Here is a 14,083-nt window from a genome sequence, read left to right on the forward strand (position 1 = left end):
TTGCGCAGCGCCGTGGACTTCCTTGCGAAGGTACTCCTAGCCTGTGGGACGTCCGAAGAGCCCCCACGAGCCGCAAGGACGACTTCGACGTGACTTCACCACCCCGACGCCCCCTGCTCAGGCGGTCCATGTCCGCCTCGCTCTCCCTGGCACTCGCCGCGTTCGGCACAGCAGCCGCCGTGGTTCTGTCCAGCGCACCGGCCGCCCAGGCGGCCGGTGTGCCCGCCCCCTCGCCGCTCGCGGTTCCCGGCCGCGGCGCGACCGTCCCGTTCACGGAACAGGAGGCCGAGTACGCGGCCACCAACGGCACACTGATCGGCCCGAACCGCCTCTACGGCACGCTGCCCTCCGAGGCCTCGGGCCGGCAGGCCGTGACGCTGGACGCGGTCGGTGAGTACGTGGAGTTCACGCTCACCGCACCGGCCAACGCGATGTCCTTCCGGTACTCGCTGCCGGACAACGCCGCCGGCACGGGCCGGGACGCCTCGATCGACGTACGGGTGAACGGCGCCTCGCCCAAGGCGGTGCCGGTCACTTCCAAGTACGGCTGGTACTACGGCGGCTACCCGTTCAACAACAACCCGGGCGACACGAACCCGCACCACTTCTACGACGAGGCCCGGACCATGTTCGGGTCGACCCTCCCGGCCGGTACGAAGGTCCGGCTCCAGGTCTCCTCGACCTCGGCCTCACCGTCGTTCACCATCGACCTGGCGGACTTCGAGCAGGTGGCCGCGCCCACCGCGAAGCCCTCGGGCGCGCTCGACGTCGTCGCCGACTTCGGGGCCGACCCCACCGGGGCCGCCGACTCGACCGCCAAGATCCAGGCGGCCGTCGACGCGGGCAAGGCGCAGGGCAAGGAGGTCTACATCCCGCAGGGCACCTTCCAGGTCCGCGACCACATCATCGTGGACAAGGTGACACTGCGCGGCGCCGGTCCCTGGTACTCCGTGCTGACCGGGCGCGACCCGTCGAACCGGAGCAAGGCAGTCGGCGTCTACGGCAAGTACGCCGGGGACGGCGGCAGCAGCAACGTCACGCTCAAGGACTTCGCCATCATCGGCGACATCCGGGAGCGGGAGGACAACGACCAGGTCAACGCCATCGGCGGGGCCCTGTCGAACTCGACCGTCGACAACGTCTGGATGCAGCACACCAAGTGCGGCGCCTGGATGGACGGCCCGATGGACAACTTCACCATCAAGAACAGCCGCATCCTGGACCAGACCGCCGACGGCGTGAACTTCCACTACGGCGTCACCAACTCCACGGTCACCAACACCTTCGTCCGCAACACGGGTGACGACGGTCTGGCGATGTGGGCGGAGAACATCCCGAACGTGAAGAACAAGTTCACGTTCAACACCGTGATCCTTCCGATCCTCGCCAACAACATCGTCACGTACGGCGGCAAGGACATCACCATCTCCGACAACGTCATGGCGGACACCATCTCCAACGGTGGCGGCCTGCACATCGCCAACCGCTATCCCGGCGTCAACTCCGGTCAGGGCACGGCCGTCTCCGGCACCACCACAGCGGCCCGCAACACCCTGATCCGGACCGGGAACAGCGACTACAACTGGAACTTCGGGGTCGGCGCGATCTGGTTCAGCGGGCTCAACGAACCGATCAACGCCACGGTCAACATCTCCGACTCGGAGATACTCGACAGCTCCTACGCCGCGATCCACCTCATCGAGGGCTCGTCCAACGGGCTGCACTTCGACAACATCAGGATCGACGGCGCGGGTACCTACGCGCTCCAGATCCAGGCGCCGGGCACGGCCACGTTCAACAACGTCGTGGCCACGCACATCGCGCAGTCCAACCCGATCCACAACTGCGTCGGCAGCGGCTTCCAGATCACCCGGGGCTCCGGGAACTCCGGCTGGTACGCCGACCCGCCGGCCTGCACCGGCGTCTGGCCGGCCCCGGTGTGGACCAACGGCGGTGTGCCGGGCGGCGGCAGCGGCCCGACCGACCCCACGGACCCGCCGACCGACCCGACCGGCCCGACGGACCCCCCGACCGACCCGCCGGCCGAGACGGGCAACCTCGCCCAGGGCCGTAACGTCACCGAGTCCGGCCACGCGGACGTGTACGGCGCGTCCAACGCGGTCGACGGCAACGCGGACACCTACTGGGAGAGCACCAACAACGCCTTCCCGCAGACCATCACCGTGGACCTCGGCGCCGCGAAGGCCGTCAAGCGGCTGGTCCTGAAGCTGCCCCCGGCAGCCGCCTGGGCCACCCGCACGCAGACGCTCAGCGTGTCCGGCAGCACCGACAACAACACCTACGGCTCGCTGAAGGGCTCCGCGGGCTACACCTTCAACCCGTCGAGCGGCAACAAGGCGACCGTCACCCTGCCCGGCACGTCGGCCCGCTATCTGCGGCTGACGTTCACCGCCAACACCGGCTGGCCGGCCGCGCAGCTCTCGGAACTGGAGGCCTACACCAGCTGACCGGCACACGGAGGACCGGCGGGCGGCACGCGCGATGCGTGCCGCCCGTCGGCCATCCGCGCAAGAAGGTCCATCCGACGGTGTAGGACCTCGCCGCCGCGGCCTCGGCCGGCCGAACCACCTTCGGACCGCCGGGGATCTTGTCGTCCGGCTTCATGATCACGCTCTCCCGGGTGGAGGGCGCGGCCGGGTCCGAGAAGTGCGGGCGCAGAGCGGGGGCGGGGCGCCTGCGGCGGGCTTGTCCCCTACCCGCCCCTTGCCTTAACCGGCTCCTCAATCGTCGGAGTGGCTTGCAGATCACCGCGCGGGGCAACTGCCGGCCTCGCCGGCGTTTGGGGCGCGGGGTCTGGCGGAGCCCCGGTTTCGGGAAGGGGCGGGTGGGGGAACGCCTCAGCGCGTAGGGGAACGCCTCAGCGCAAAAAGTCCCGCGCGATCGACTCCGCGACCCGTTCCAGCAGCGGGCCCGCCTGGGCCATGCACACCGCCGGGTCCGGCTCCAGCTCCGTCAGGGCGTACGCGCGGCGGATGCCCGCGCGCCCCAGCGCCTCGGGGGCCAGCGCCAGGCGGCCGCAGACCGCGACGACGTCGATGCCCGCCGCGCGGGCCGCCGCAGCGACACCGGCCGGGGCCTTGCCGTGGAGGGTCTGGGCGTCGAGGGAGCCCTCACCGGTGATGACGAACGTGGCCCGCTCCAGCGCCGGCGCGAAGCCGAGGACATCGAGCATGACCTCGATCCCGGGCCGGAACCGCGCACCGAGTGCGACGAGCGCCCCGTACCCGATGCCGCCCGCCGCCCCGGCGCCCGGCGACTCAGCCTGCTCCGGCCCCAGCAGGGAGGCGTAGTGGGCGAGCGCCGCGTCGAGCACCGCGATGTCCGCCTCGGTGGCACCCTTCTGGCGCCCGTAGACCTCGGGCGCGCCCTTCGGGCCGGTCAGCGGGTTGTCGACGTCGCTGGCGAGGATCAGGTCGATCCCCTTCAGCCTCGGGTCGAGCCCGGAGAAATCCGCATCGGCGAGGTCGGCGAGGCCGCCGCCGCCCGGACCGACCGGCTTGCCGTCCGCGTCGAGGAAGCGCGCGCCGAGCGCGGCCAGCATGCCGGCCCCGCCGTCCGTGGTCGCACTGCCGCCGACCCCGAAGACGATGGTCCGCGCCCCGGCTTCGACCGCGGCGAGCAGCAGTTCGCCGGAGCCGTACGTGGTGGCCGTGAGCGGCGCGAACACGCCCTCGGGCAGGTGCTGGAGGCCGGACGCCTCGGCCATCTCGACCACCGCGGTGGTGCCGCGCACCGCATAGGCGGCGGTCACCGGGTCGCCCAGCGGGCCGGTCACGCGCGCCTCGCGGCGTTCGAAGCCGGCGGCCACCGCCGCGGCCACCGTGCCGTCGCCGCCGTCCGCCACGGGCAGGGTCTCCACCCGCACGTCGGGGACGACGCGCCGCAGCCCGGCCGTCACCCGCTCGGCGACCTGCACGGCCGTGAGCGAGCCCTTGAACTTGTCCGCCGCGACGAGCACGCGTGCGGTCTCCATCACTGCTCCGTCCGTCACCTTGATTCCCTTTGCTTTCGAACAGGCAGTCGCGCCGCCCCGACCCTATCCGCAGCACCCCCTCCCTGCCCATGGGGTGTCCGTGCCCTGGACCCGCCCCGCCACCCGGTGCCTCGCCGCTACGCTGCCTGCGTGACCACTCATGACTACGCCACGTACATCGCCGGTCTCCCCAAGGTCCTCGTGGGCGCGGCCTGCGTCTTCCGCGACGCCTCGGGGGGGTCCTGGTCGTCGAACCGAACTACCGGGAGCACTGGACGCTGCCCGGCGGCACGGTCGAGTCGGCGGACGGGGAGAGCCCGCGGCAGGGTGCGCGGCGCGAGTCGCTGGAGGAGATCGGCCTCGACGTGGAGCCGGGCCGGCTCCTCGCCATCGACTGGGCGCGGGGCAGCGGCCGGCCGCCGATCGTGGCCTACGTGTACGACGGCGGCGTCCTGGACGAGGAGCAGCTGAAGGCGATCCGGCTCCAGGAGCCGGAGCTGCTGTCGTGGAAGCTCGTGGAGCCGGCGGAGCTCGACCGCTACCTGACCGGTGCGCGCGGCCGGCGGGTGCACGCGGCGCTGAGGGCGCTGGAGTCCGGCGCGGGCGCCGTGGAGCTGGAGGACGGCCGCCCGGTCGGCTGAGGGCGGGCCGCCCGCCGGTCCCGGTCAGCCGTGTTGGTCCCGTGGCCCGGTCTCCGCCGCCGCTCCTGGCAGATGCGTCGCACCACGGCGGCGTGGAACGACGCTCCAGGCCCAGCCCGCCGCCGCGCCGGCCTGGATGGCGGCCGAGCACGGGGCGCGGCTGATCGTGGTGAACGCCGAGCCGACCCCGCCGACGCGTTGGCGCGGGAGACGATCAGGGAACCGATCGGTACGGCGCTGCCCGCGCTGCTCGACCGCCTGGCGAAGGAGGCGGGGGTGAGGGCCGGGGCGTGAAGCCCGGGCCGCCGGTACGGTCCGGTGCATGACCACCGCATCCTCCCTCCGGGCCACCCGGGCCTCGTACGACACCGTCGCCGCCGATTACGCCTCCCTGCTCGCCGACGAGCTGGCGGCCAAGCCGCTGGACCGCGCGATGCTCGGCGCCTTCGCCGAGCAGGTGGGCGCCGACGGCGGTGGCCCGGTCGTCGATCTCGGCTGCGGGCCGGGCCGGGTGACCGCGCATCTGCGGGACCTCGGGCTGTCCGCGTACGGGATCGACCTGTCGCCGGGCATGGTCGCGGAGGCCCGGCGGCGCCACCCGGGGCTCCGGTTCGAGGTGGGAACGATGAGCGCCCTGGACCTGGCGGACGGCTCGCTGCGCGGGGCCGTCGCCTGGTATTCGCTCGTCCACACCCCGCCGGAGGAACTGGGGCCTTACGTGGCCGAGTTCCACCGGGTCCTGTCCCCCGGCGGCCATCTGCTGCTGGCCTTCAAGGCGGGCGGCGGCGAGGGGGTCCGGCTGGAGCACGCGTACGGGCATCCCGTGGACCTCGATGTGTACCGCTTCGTCCCCGAGCGGGTGGCCGGGCTGCTCGTGCGGGCCGGTTTCGAGGTGCGGGCCCGGCTGGTACGGGCGGCGGACCCGGCGGAGCGCACCCCGCAGGCCTTCCTGCTCGCGCAGCGCTGACTACGCGCCCTCCCCCGCGGCCTCGCCCTTGTGGCGCTGGTAGTAGCGGGCCACCCGTGCGCGGTTGCCGCAGCGTGCGGCCGAGCACCAGCGGCGGCGCGGGTGGGCCGGCAGGAACAGCATCGTGCACTCGTCCGCCTCGCACTCCCGGACCTTGCGGATGTCCGGGTCCGCGAGCAGGCCGGCCACCTCCGCGGCGAGCGCGGCGGCCACCCGCACTCCGAGGGCGCCCGGGCGGCGGTCCTCGACCACGACGGCGTCGCCGTCCCAGGTGGCGTACCGGACGGCGGGGGCGGCGAGCTGGGCCTCGTTGAGCCCGCGCAGGGCGGAGGCCGGCGGACGCTCACCGCGCCGGACCGCCGCGACGGCGGACGCGGCATGCGCCCGGACCTCGCGCACCGCCGCGACATCGTCCGAGGTCGCCTTCCCGGCCCCGGCGGCGGGGAGCCGCTCCTCTTCGAGCGCCAGCCAGGTCCGCAGGCCCGCCGCGTCGGCCAGGTGGTCGTCCGGTGTGCCCTGCGCCGCGTACGGAAGCGTGTTCAGCAGGTCCAGGGCAAGCGGCTCACCGGTCAGGGGCTCGGAACCATTCATGCAACTAACGCTAACTCACCCCATTGACACATTAGAAGCCTCCGTCGTAGAACTAATGCAACAAGTCGCCGAGGAGGCATGTGAATATGGAGCTCAACACCGTTCCCCAGATCCGTCACCGGCACGTCGAGGTCGACGGCGTCCGTGTCTTCTACCGCGAGTCGGTCCCCGCCGGGCCCGAGCGGGACGCCCCGGTGCTGCTGTTGCTGCACGGCTTCCCGTCCGCCTCGCACCAGTTCCGCCGGCTGATGGACGCCCTCGGCTCGCACTACCGCCTCATCGCCCCGGACTACCCCGGCTTCGGCCACAGCGACGCCCCCGCCTCCTCCACCACGGGCGGCCCGTTCACGTACACCTTCGACCGGCTCGCGGACATCATGGAGGGCTTCGTCCGCCGGGTCGGGCTGTCCCGCTTCGTGATGTACACCTTCGACTTCGGCGCACCGGTCGGTTTCCGGCTCGCCACCCGCCACCCCGAGTGGATCGCCGGTCTGGTCGTCCAGAACGCCAACGCGTACGAGGAGGGGCTGTCGGAGCAGGCCCGCGCGTTCATCGCGCTGCGCCCGGACCAGCCCGGCGACGCCGACACCGTACGGTCACTGCTGACGCTGTCCGCGACCCGCGCCCAGTACGAGGGCGGCACCGCCGATCCCGAGCTGGTCGCGCCCGACGGCTGGACCCTGGACCAGCACTTCCTGGACCTGCCCGGACGGACCCAGCCGCAGCTGGACCTCGCGTTCGACTACCACTCCAATGTCGCGCTCTATCCGCGGTGGCAGGACTGGCTGCGCACGCACACCCCGCCGGCGCTCGTCGTCTGGGGCACCGGCGACATGTTCTTCCCCGAGCCCGGCGCCCGCGCCTATCTGCGGGACCTTCCGGACGCCGAACTGCACCTCTTCGACACCGGGCACTTCGCCCTGGAGGACCACCTGCCCCGGATCGCCCCGCTGATCGCCGGCTTCCTGGACCGCACCTGGCCGGACGACCGCGACCCGGCCGGCGTGCGGTAGTGTGGACGGCTGCGAAGGGGAGTAGCCCCGCAAACCGGTCGTCGACACACTGGAACCTCCGGGTTCCCGGTGGCCGGGCTCGTGGATCATCACGGGTGGGCGAGACCTTCGGTCAGGTATGACACGCCCACGCCCTGTGGGCGGTGCCGTCGTGCCGGGCCGAGTGGTCCTCCGAAAAGCCCGAGCGGCACTTCGCGGGAGACCCGGGGCCCGGCTCCAACAGAAAGCCACCCGGAATGCATCTCGACCCCCTGGCGATCATCACCGCTTTCGGGCTGATCTTCCTCGCCGAGCTCCCCGACAAGACGATGTTCGCGTCGCTGGCCATGGGCACGCGCATGCGCCCGCTCTACGTCTGGTTCGGCACGTCGTCCGCGTTCATCGTCCATGTCGCCATCGCGGTCGGGGCGGGCGGGCTGATCGGCCTGCTGCCCGACTGGATCGTCAAGCTCGTCTCGGCCTGCCTCTTCGCCTTCGGCGCCTTCATGCTGCTGCGCGCGAACGCCGACGACGAGGACGACGACGAGGGCCCGAAGACGGTGACCGGGTTCTGGCCGGTGTACTCGACGGCGTTCATGGCGGTGTTCATCAGCGAGTGGGGCGACCTCACCCAGATCACCACCGCCAACCTGGCGGCGAGCAACGGCGCCTGGTCCACCGCGATCGGCTCCGCCGCCGCCCTGATGTCCGTGTCGGCGCTGGCACTGCTCGCAGGCCGGTTCATCGCGAAGCGCGTACCGCTCAAGACCGTTCAGCGCATCGGCGGGCTGTGCATGCTGGGGCTGGCGATCTGGACGGTGATCGAGATCTTCGTCGGCTGACGGGAACGGAACGTACGACGAGGGCTCCGCGCGTGGTCGCGTGGAGTCCTTCGCCGTACGCCACCGCCCTCAGAACAACGCGGGCGTGCTGTCCTGCGTACCGTTCTCGAAGGCCAGCAGCCGTTGCTTGCGGTCCAGGCCGCCGCCGTAGCCGGTGAGGCCGCCCGACGTCCCGATCACCCGGTGGCAGGGCACGATGATGCCGACCGGGTTCTTGCCGTTGGCCAGGCCCACCGCCCGGGAGGCGCCGGGCTTGCCGAGGTTGTCGGCGAGTTCCCCGTACGAGCGGGTCTCGCCGTACGGGATGAGCCGGAGCTGCGCCCAGACGCTGCGCTGGAAGGGGGTGCCGTCCAGGCGCAGCGGCAGGTCGAACTCCCTCAGTTCACCGGCGAAGTAGGCGTCGAGCTGGCGGACCGCCTCGGTGAAGGGGCGCGGGTCCGGTTCCCCGAAGGTCTCCTCGGGGGGCCGGTGGCGCTGGCCGGTCATGTAGAGGCCGGCGAGGACGCCGTCGGTGGCGACGAGGGTCAGCGGGCCGTAGGGGCTGTCGGCCACGGTGTGCTGCCGGTTCACGGGGCACCCCCTTCCGCGGGGAGGTGGTTGATGGGGTGGTCGTCGACCGTCCACAGGTACTGGACGGCGTAGGCGCGCCAGGGGCGCCAGCCGGCCGCCCGGGCGGTGAGGGCGGCCGGAGTGGAGGGCAGGCCGAGGTGCTGTGCGGCCCTACGGATGCCGAGGTCCGTCGGCAGGAACGCGTCCGGGTCGCCGAGCGCGCGCATCGCGATGACCTCGACGGTCCAGGGGCCGAACCCGGGCAGCGCGGCCAGCTGCGCCCGCGCCCGCTCCCAGTCGGAGTCGGGGCCCAGCCGGAGCGAACCGTCCGCCAGGGCCTGGACGAGAGTGGTCAGCGTCCGGCGGCGGCTGCGCGGCAGGGCCAGCTGCTCGGGATCGAGGCCGGCCAGGGCCTCCGGGCCAGGGAAAAGGTGGGTGAGACCGCCCTCCGGGTCGTCCACGGGCGTGCCGTGGGCGGTGACCAGCCGGGCGGCGTGCGTCCGGGCGGCGGCCGTGGACACCTGCTGGCCGAGCACGGCCCGTACGGCGAACTCCGCGCCGTCCACGGTCCTCGGCACCCGGCGGCCCGGTGCCTCGCCGACCAGCGGGGCGAGCAGGGGGTCGGTGCGCAGTTGCTCGTCCACGGCGACCGGGTCGGCGTCGAGGTCGAGCAGCCAGCGGCACCGGCTGATGGCCAGGGTCAGGTCGCGAGGGTCCGTGAGCGAGAGGCGGCAGGCGATGTGGTCGGGGCGCGGGGTGAGCGCGACGATGCCGTGGCCGTGCGGCAGGGCGAGGGTGCGCCGGTAGGACCCATCACGCCACTCCTCGACGCCCGGGACGGCGGTCGCGGCGAGGTGGCCGAAGAGGTTGCTGGGATTGAGCGGGGCCCGGTAGGGGAGCCGCAACGCTATGACACCGGGTGTGGCGGGCGCCCGATTCGACCGGGCGGCCAGGCCGCGCAGCTCGCCGGGGGCGAGGGCGAAGACCTCGCGGACGGTGTCGTTGAAGCTGCGGATCGAGGAGAACCCGGCGGCGAAGGCGACCTCGGCCATGGGCAGCCCGGTCGTCTCGATCAGCACCCGCGCGGTCTGCGCCCGCTGCGCCCGGGCCAGCGCGAGCGGCCCCGCCCCCAGCTCGGCGAGCAGCTGCCGTTCGATCTGGCGGGCCGAGTACCCGAGCCGGGCGGCGAGCCCCGGCACGCCTTCCCGGTCGACCACACCGTCCCGGATCAGCCGCATCGCCCGGGCCACGGAGTCGGCCCGGACGTTCCACTCCGGCGACCCCGGGCTGGTGTCGGGCCGGCACCGCTTGCAGGCCCGGAACCCGGCCTGCTGGCAGGCGGCCGCACTCGGGTAGAACGTCATGTTCTCGGCCTTCGGCGGCACGACGGGGCAGCTCGGGCGGCAGTAGATCCGGGTGGTCAGGACGGCCGTGAAGAACCAGCCGTCGAAGCGGGCGTCCTTGGACCGGACCGCCCGGACGCAGCGCTCGGTGTCGGTGTGCATGGTTCAAGCATGGGTCACGGGCGGGGCCGGGGCTGGCGGAAATCCGACATGGGCGTCGGGCTGCCCTCGGGCGCGTCCGGGCCCTGGCGGGAAACTCTGAATGGTGGTTCACTTCTTTCATGGCCTACCGCAAGACCCCAGCCGAGATCAGCCGGCTCGAAGCCGCCAGGGAGCACCTTGTCGCCTGCGCCACCTCGGTGGTCACGGAGGTGGGCTGGTCCCAGGCGTCCGTGACGGCCGTCGCCGACTCGGCCGGCATGGCAGCCGGCTCCGTCTACCAGCACTTCGCGTCCAAGACGGCGCTGGCCGTCGAGGTGTTCCGGCGCGCCGCCGGTCGCGAGGTGGAGGTTCTGGGCGAGGTGCTGCGCGAGCCGGGGACGCCGGTCGACCGACTGGCCCGGGGCATCGAGGTCTTCGCCCGCCGCGCGCTGGAGAACCGCGGACTGGCCTACGCACTGCTCGCCGCCCCCGCCGATCCGGCGGTCGGCGCCGAACGCCTCGACTTCCGGCGCCGCTACCGGGCGCTGTTCGCCGAGGTCGTCCACGAGGGCATCGAGGGCGGCCTGCTGCCGGCCCAGAACGGCGAGATCACCGCGGCCGCGCTCACCGGGGCGGTCGGCGAGGTCCTTGTCGACCCGCTCGCCGCCGGCGACGGGAAGACCACCGAGGCCCTGCTCACCGAACTCGTCGCCATGGCCCTGCGCTGCGCGGGCGCACCGCCCGCCGCTCAGCGCCCCTGACCGATCCGCGTATCCCTTCCACCCGGAGGTTTCCCGTGCAGACGACCGCCGCCCCCAGCAGCAACCCGACCGCCGAGACCCACGAAGTGACCAACCAGACACCGCCGTTGACCGGGCACGACGTGGCCGACGACGCCGTCCTGCTGGAGGGCCTGCGCCGTGAGGGGGCCGAGTGGCACACCGAGGACCTGCACCGCCTGGGCCGTCTCGTCGGCGGCGCGGAGGCCCAGGAGTGGGCCGACCGGGCCAACCTCAACGAACCCGTGCTGCGCACCCACGACCGCTTCGGCCACCGCGTGGACGAGGTCGACTTCCACCCCGCCTACCACCACCTGATGGACGCCTCGGTGAGCGCGGGCCTGGCCGGTGCCGCCTGGGCCGACGAGCGCCCCGGCGCCCATGTGGCGCGGGCGGCCGGCTTCATGGTGATGTCGACGCTGGAGGCGGGCCACCTGTGCCCGGTCTCCATGACGTACGCCGTCGTCCCGGCCCTGCGGCACGCGCCGGACCTGGCCAGGACGTACGAGCCGCTGCTCACGAGCCGGATGTACGAACCGGGCCTGCGCGCTCCCGCCGGCAAGGCGGGGCTGCTCGCCGGGATGGGCATGACGGAGAAGCAGGGCGGCACCGACGTGCGCGCCAACACCACCACGGCCACCGAGGCGGGCGACGGAACCTGGCGGCTGCGCGGGCACAAGTGGTTCACCAGCGCCCCGATGAACGACCTCTTCCTGGTGCTCGCCCAGGCACCGGGCGGCCTCTCCTGCTTCCTCGTGCCGCGCGTGCTGCCGGACGGCAGCCGCAACACCTTCCGCATCCAGCGGCTCAAGGACAAGCTCGGCAACCGCTCCAACGCCAGCGGCGAGCCCGAGTTCGACGACACCGTGGCCTGGCTGGTCGGCGCCGAGGGCAAGGGCGTGCGCACCATCATCGAGATGGTGACGATGACGCGCCTGGACTGCGTCCTCGGCTCGGCCGCCGGCATCCGGGCCGCGCTCGCCCAGGCGGCCCACCACGCCCGCCACCGCTCGGTGTTCGGCGCCCGGCTGATCGACCAGCCGCTGATGCGCAACGTGCTCGGTGACCTCTCGGTGGAGTCCGAGGCCGCCACCACCCTCGCGCTGCGGCTGGCCGGTGCCGCCGACCGGGCCCAGCGGGGCGACGCCGGGGAGCGCGCGTTCCTGCGGCTGGCCACGGCCGTCGGCAAGTACTGGGTGTGCAAGCGGCAGCCCGTGGCCGTGGCCGAGGCGCTGGAATGCCTCGGCGGCAACGGATACGTCGAGGACTCGGGGATGCCGCGCATGTACCGGGAGGCGCCGCTCAACGGCATCTGGGAGGGCTCGGGCAATGTGAACGCCCTGGACCTGCTGCGGGCGCTGGCCCGCGAGCCGGAGTCCCTGGAGGCCTTCCGTGCCGAGATCGAGGCCGCCTCGGGGGCGGACCGCCGGCTCGACACCGCCTGGCAGGAACTGCGCGGCGAGCTCGTCCTGACCGAGGACGCCCCGCTGCGGGCCCGCCGGCTCATCGAACGCGCGGCGCTGGTCCTCCAGGGCTCACTGCTGGTCCGGCACGCGCCGACGGCCGTCGCCGACGCGTTCTGCGCCTCCCGGCTGGCCGGCGACCGGGGGCTCGCCTTCGGCACCCTCGCACCGGACACCGACTTCGCGGGGCTGCTGGAGCGCCTGCCCGCCTGACCGGGTGCGCGGGCCCCTCCTCCGGCCGCCGCCGAGTCGGTCAGCGGCGGCGGCCGGAGGAGGGGCCCGATTCCCGCAGCCGGCGCCAGACCGCCTTCGCCGCGTGGTGTCCGGACATGCCGTGCACCCCCGGGCCGGGCGGGGTCGCCGAGGAGCAGAGGAAGACGGCCGGGTGGGCGGTCGCGTACGGAACGCGGGCGAGCTTGGGGCGGATCACGGTCTGCAGGCCCGCGAAGGCGCCGCAGGCGATGTCCCCGTCCACGTAGTTCGCGTTGCGCTCGGCGATTCCGGGCGGGCCCGCCACCGCGCGGGCGAGCACCACATCGCGGAAGCCGGGGGCGAACCGCTCCAGTTGGCGTTCGATGACCTCGGTGGCGTCGCCCTCCCAGCCGGCCGGGACGTGTCCGTACACCCAGAACACGTGCTTGCCCTCGGGGGCGCGGGTGGGGTCGACGAGGCTGGGCTGAGCGGTGATCAGGAACGGGACGCTGGGGTCGCGGCCCTCGACCGCCGCGTGCAGGGCGGCGTCGATCTCGCCGGCCGTGGGCCCGATGTGCACGGTACCGGCCCTGCGGGCCTCCTCCGCGGTCCAGGGCACCGGGCCGGAGAGCGCGTAGTCGATCTTGAAGCAGGAGGCGCCGTAGCGGTAGTCCCGGTAGGCGCGGCCGAGTCCGGCGATCCGGGCGAGCGCGGCCGGTGAGGTGTCGAAGACGTAGGCACGGGCCGGCGGCAGTTCGTCGAGGCGCCTGACCTCCGTGCCGGTCCTGATGGTGCCGCCCAGCTCCCGCAGGTACGAGGCGAGGGCGTCGGAGATGGCCTGGGAGCCGCCGCGTGGCACCGGCCAGCCCTTCTCGTGCGCGGCCAGCGCGAAGAGCAGGGCGATGCCGCCGGTCGCGAGGCCGCTGGTGGGCGCGATGGCGTGGGCGGCGAGGCCGGCGAGCATGCCGCGCGCCTTCTCGCCCCGGAAGCGGCGGGAGAGCAGTGTGGCGGGCTGGATCGCGTCGAGCCCGAACCGCGCCCAGCGGTACGGGTCGCGGGGCAGCCCGTCCCACGGGGTGCGCAGGAAGTCCCGGGCGAGGGTGTCCCAGTGGCCGAGGTAGGGGGCGAGGAGCCGGCGGTAGGCGCCCGCGTCCTCGGGGCCGAGCGACATGGCCGTCTCCCCCACCGAACCGGCGAGCACGGCGGCGGAACCGTCCGGGAAGGGGTGGGCGAGCGCCAGTCGCGGCTGGAGCCATTCCAGGCCGTGCCGGGCGAGCGGCATCTCCTCGAAGGCGGGTGAGCCTATGGCCAGGGGGTGGACGGCGGAGCAGGGGTCGTGCCGGAAGCCGGGGAGCGTCAGCTCCTCCGTACGGGCCCCGCCGCCCACCGCGGGCCCGGCCTCGAAGACCTCCACGGCGAAGCCGCGCCGGGCCAGTTCGACTGCGGCGGTCAGTCCGTTGGGGCCCGCGCCCACGACGACCGCATCGAGCATCGACGGCACCTTCGGACTCCTTTGTCAGCCGACGGTCGGAACACCCAGGATATTCGCAGGCGCCGACGTTCCGGGGGCGGGTAGTGTCCCCGTCCGA

The 14,083-nt window shown here is 73.2% G+C and carries 11 protein-coding genes and 2 pseudogenes; 8 read left to right on the forward strand and 5 right to left on the reverse strand.

Features of this window, described 5'->3' with window-relative positions:
- Positions 1–89: 89 nt before the first annotated feature.
- Positions 90–2,468, forward strand: a complete 2,379-nt coding sequence (locus E6P78_RS25895; protein ID WP_136206058.1) for a discoidin domain-containing protein — start codon at positions 90–92, stop codon at positions 2,466–2,468.
- Positions 2,469–2,878: 410 nt separating this feature from the next.
- On the opposite strand, the gene E6P78_RS25905 is transcribed toward E6P78_RS25895, so the two are convergent.
- Positions 2,879–3,994, reverse strand: a complete 1,116-nt coding sequence (locus E6P78_RS25905; protein WP_136206060.1) for a glycerate kinase — start codon at positions 3,992–3,994, stop codon at positions 2,879–2,881.
- Positions 3,995–4,144: 150 nt separating this feature from the next.
- Between E6P78_RS25905 and E6P78_RS25910 the strand changes: the two are divergent.
- From E6P78_RS25910 to E6P78_RS25920, 3 genes and pseudogenes are all read left to right on the forward strand, one after another.
- Positions 4,145–4,635 (forward strand): annotated as a pseudogene (locus E6P78_RS25910) (NUDIX hydrolase).
- A gap of 94 nt (positions 4,636–4,729) precedes the next feature.
- Positions 4,730–4,929: pseudogene (locus tag E6P78_RS33615) on the forward strand (NAD-dependent deacetylase); the annotation flags it as partial.
- Between the two features lie 28 nt (positions 4,930–4,957).
- On the forward strand, positions 4,958–5,602 hold the full coding sequence (locus tag E6P78_RS25920) for a class I SAM-dependent methyltransferase (protein WP_136206061.1): 645 nt from the start codon (positions 4,958–4,960) through the stop codon (positions 5,600–5,602).
- Here E6P78_RS25920 and E6P78_RS25925 read toward each other — a convergent pair whose 3' ends face one another.
- Positions 5,603–6,193, reverse strand: coding sequence for a CGNR zinc finger domain-containing protein (locus E6P78_RS25925; protein WP_168712703.1), 591 nt, complete (start codon positions 6,191–6,193; stop codon positions 5,603–5,605).
- A gap of 86 nt (positions 6,194–6,279) precedes the next feature.
- On the opposite strand from E6P78_RS25925, the gene E6P78_RS25930 reads away from it, so the two are divergent.
- The gene (locus tag E6P78_RS25930) at positions 6,280–7,206 is read left to right on the forward strand and encodes an alpha/beta hydrolase (RefSeq protein ID WP_136206062.1); all 927 of its coding nucleotides are present in this window, start codon (positions 6,280–6,282) and stop codon (positions 7,204–7,206) included.
- A gap of 236 nt (positions 7,207–7,442) precedes the next feature.
- Complete coding sequence (locus tag E6P78_RS25935) at positions 7,443–8,027, forward strand: TMEM165/GDT1 family protein (protein WP_136206063.1); 585 nt, start codon at positions 7,443–7,445, stop codon at positions 8,025–8,027.
- 69 nt (positions 8,028–8,096) lie between these two features.
- On the opposite strand, the gene E6P78_RS25940 is transcribed toward E6P78_RS25935, so the two are convergent.
- Together E6P78_RS25940 and E6P78_RS25945 are read right to left on the reverse strand one after the other, a co-directional pair.
- Positions 8,097–8,597 carry a methylated-DNA--[protein]-cysteine S-methyltransferase gene (locus tag E6P78_RS25940; RefSeq protein WP_136206064.1) on the reverse strand — a complete coding sequence of 167 codons (501 nt, stop codon included), beginning with the start codon at positions 8,595–8,597 and terminating at the stop codon, positions 8,097–8,099.
- Complete coding sequence (locus E6P78_RS25945) at positions 8,594–10,081, reverse strand: AlkA N-terminal domain-containing protein (protein ID WP_136206065.1); 1,488 nt, start codon at positions 10,079–10,081, stop codon at positions 8,594–8,596. Before E6P78_RS25945 ends, E6P78_RS25940 begins: the two co-directional genes overlap by 4 nt.
- A 119-nt stretch (positions 10,082–10,200) precedes the next feature.
- On the opposite strand from E6P78_RS25945, the gene E6P78_RS25950 reads away from it, so the two are divergent.
- Entirely contained in the window at positions 10,201–10,821 is a 621-nt protein-coding gene (locus tag E6P78_RS25950) for a TetR/AcrR family transcriptional regulator (protein WP_136206066.1), read from the forward strand.
- 35 nt (positions 10,822–10,856) lie between these two features.
- Positions 10,857–12,515, forward strand: a complete 1,659-nt coding sequence (locus tag E6P78_RS25955) for an acyl-CoA dehydrogenase family protein (RefSeq protein WP_136206067.1) — start codon at positions 10,857–10,859, stop codon at positions 12,513–12,515.
- Positions 12,516–12,555: 40 nt separating this feature from the next.
- Here E6P78_RS25955 and E6P78_RS25960 read toward each other — a convergent pair whose 3' ends face one another.
- The gene (locus E6P78_RS25960; protein WP_136206068.1) at positions 12,556–13,995 is read right to left on the reverse strand and encodes an NAD(P)/FAD-dependent oxidoreductase; all 1,440 of its coding nucleotides are present in this window, start codon (positions 13,993–13,995) and stop codon (positions 12,556–12,558) included.
- Positions 13,996–14,083: the final 88 nt, after the last annotated feature.

Origin of the sequence: Streptomyces sp. A0958, from assembly GCF_004795035.1 — a bacterium.
Classification (GTDB): domain Bacteria; phylum Actinomycetota; class Actinomycetes; order Streptomycetales; family Streptomycetaceae; genus Streptomyces.

What these genes read in the sequence shown, in the direction of transcription:
- E6P78_RS25905 (WP_136206060.1), bottom strand. Translation starts at nt 3,994, where the DNA reads ATGGAGACCGCACGCGTGCTCGTCGCGGCGGACAAGTTCAAGGGCTCG.
- E6P78_RS25920 (WP_136206061.1), top strand. Translation starts at nt 4,958, where the DNA reads ATGACCACCGCATCCTCCCTCCGGGCCACCCGGGCCTCGTACGACACC.
- E6P78_RS25925 (WP_168712703.1), bottom strand. Translation starts at nt 6,193, where the DNA reads ATGAATGGTTCCGAGCCCCTGACCGGTGAGCCGCTTGCCCTGGACCTG.
- E6P78_RS25930 (WP_136206062.1), top strand. Translation starts at nt 6,280, where the DNA reads ATGGAGCTCAACACCGTTCCCCAGATCCGTCACCGGCACGTCGAGGTC.
- E6P78_RS25935 (WP_136206063.1), top strand. Translation starts at nt 7,443, where the DNA reads ATGCATCTCGACCCCCTGGCGATCATCACCGCTTTCGGGCTGATCTTC.
- E6P78_RS25945 (WP_136206065.1), bottom strand. Translation starts at nt 10,081, where the DNA reads ATGCACACCGACACCGAGCGCTGCGTCCGGGCGGTCCGGTCCAAGGAC.
- E6P78_RS25950 (WP_136206066.1), top strand. Translation starts at nt 10,201, where the DNA reads ATGGCCTACCGCAAGACCCCAGCCGAGATCAGCCGGCTCGAAGCCGCC.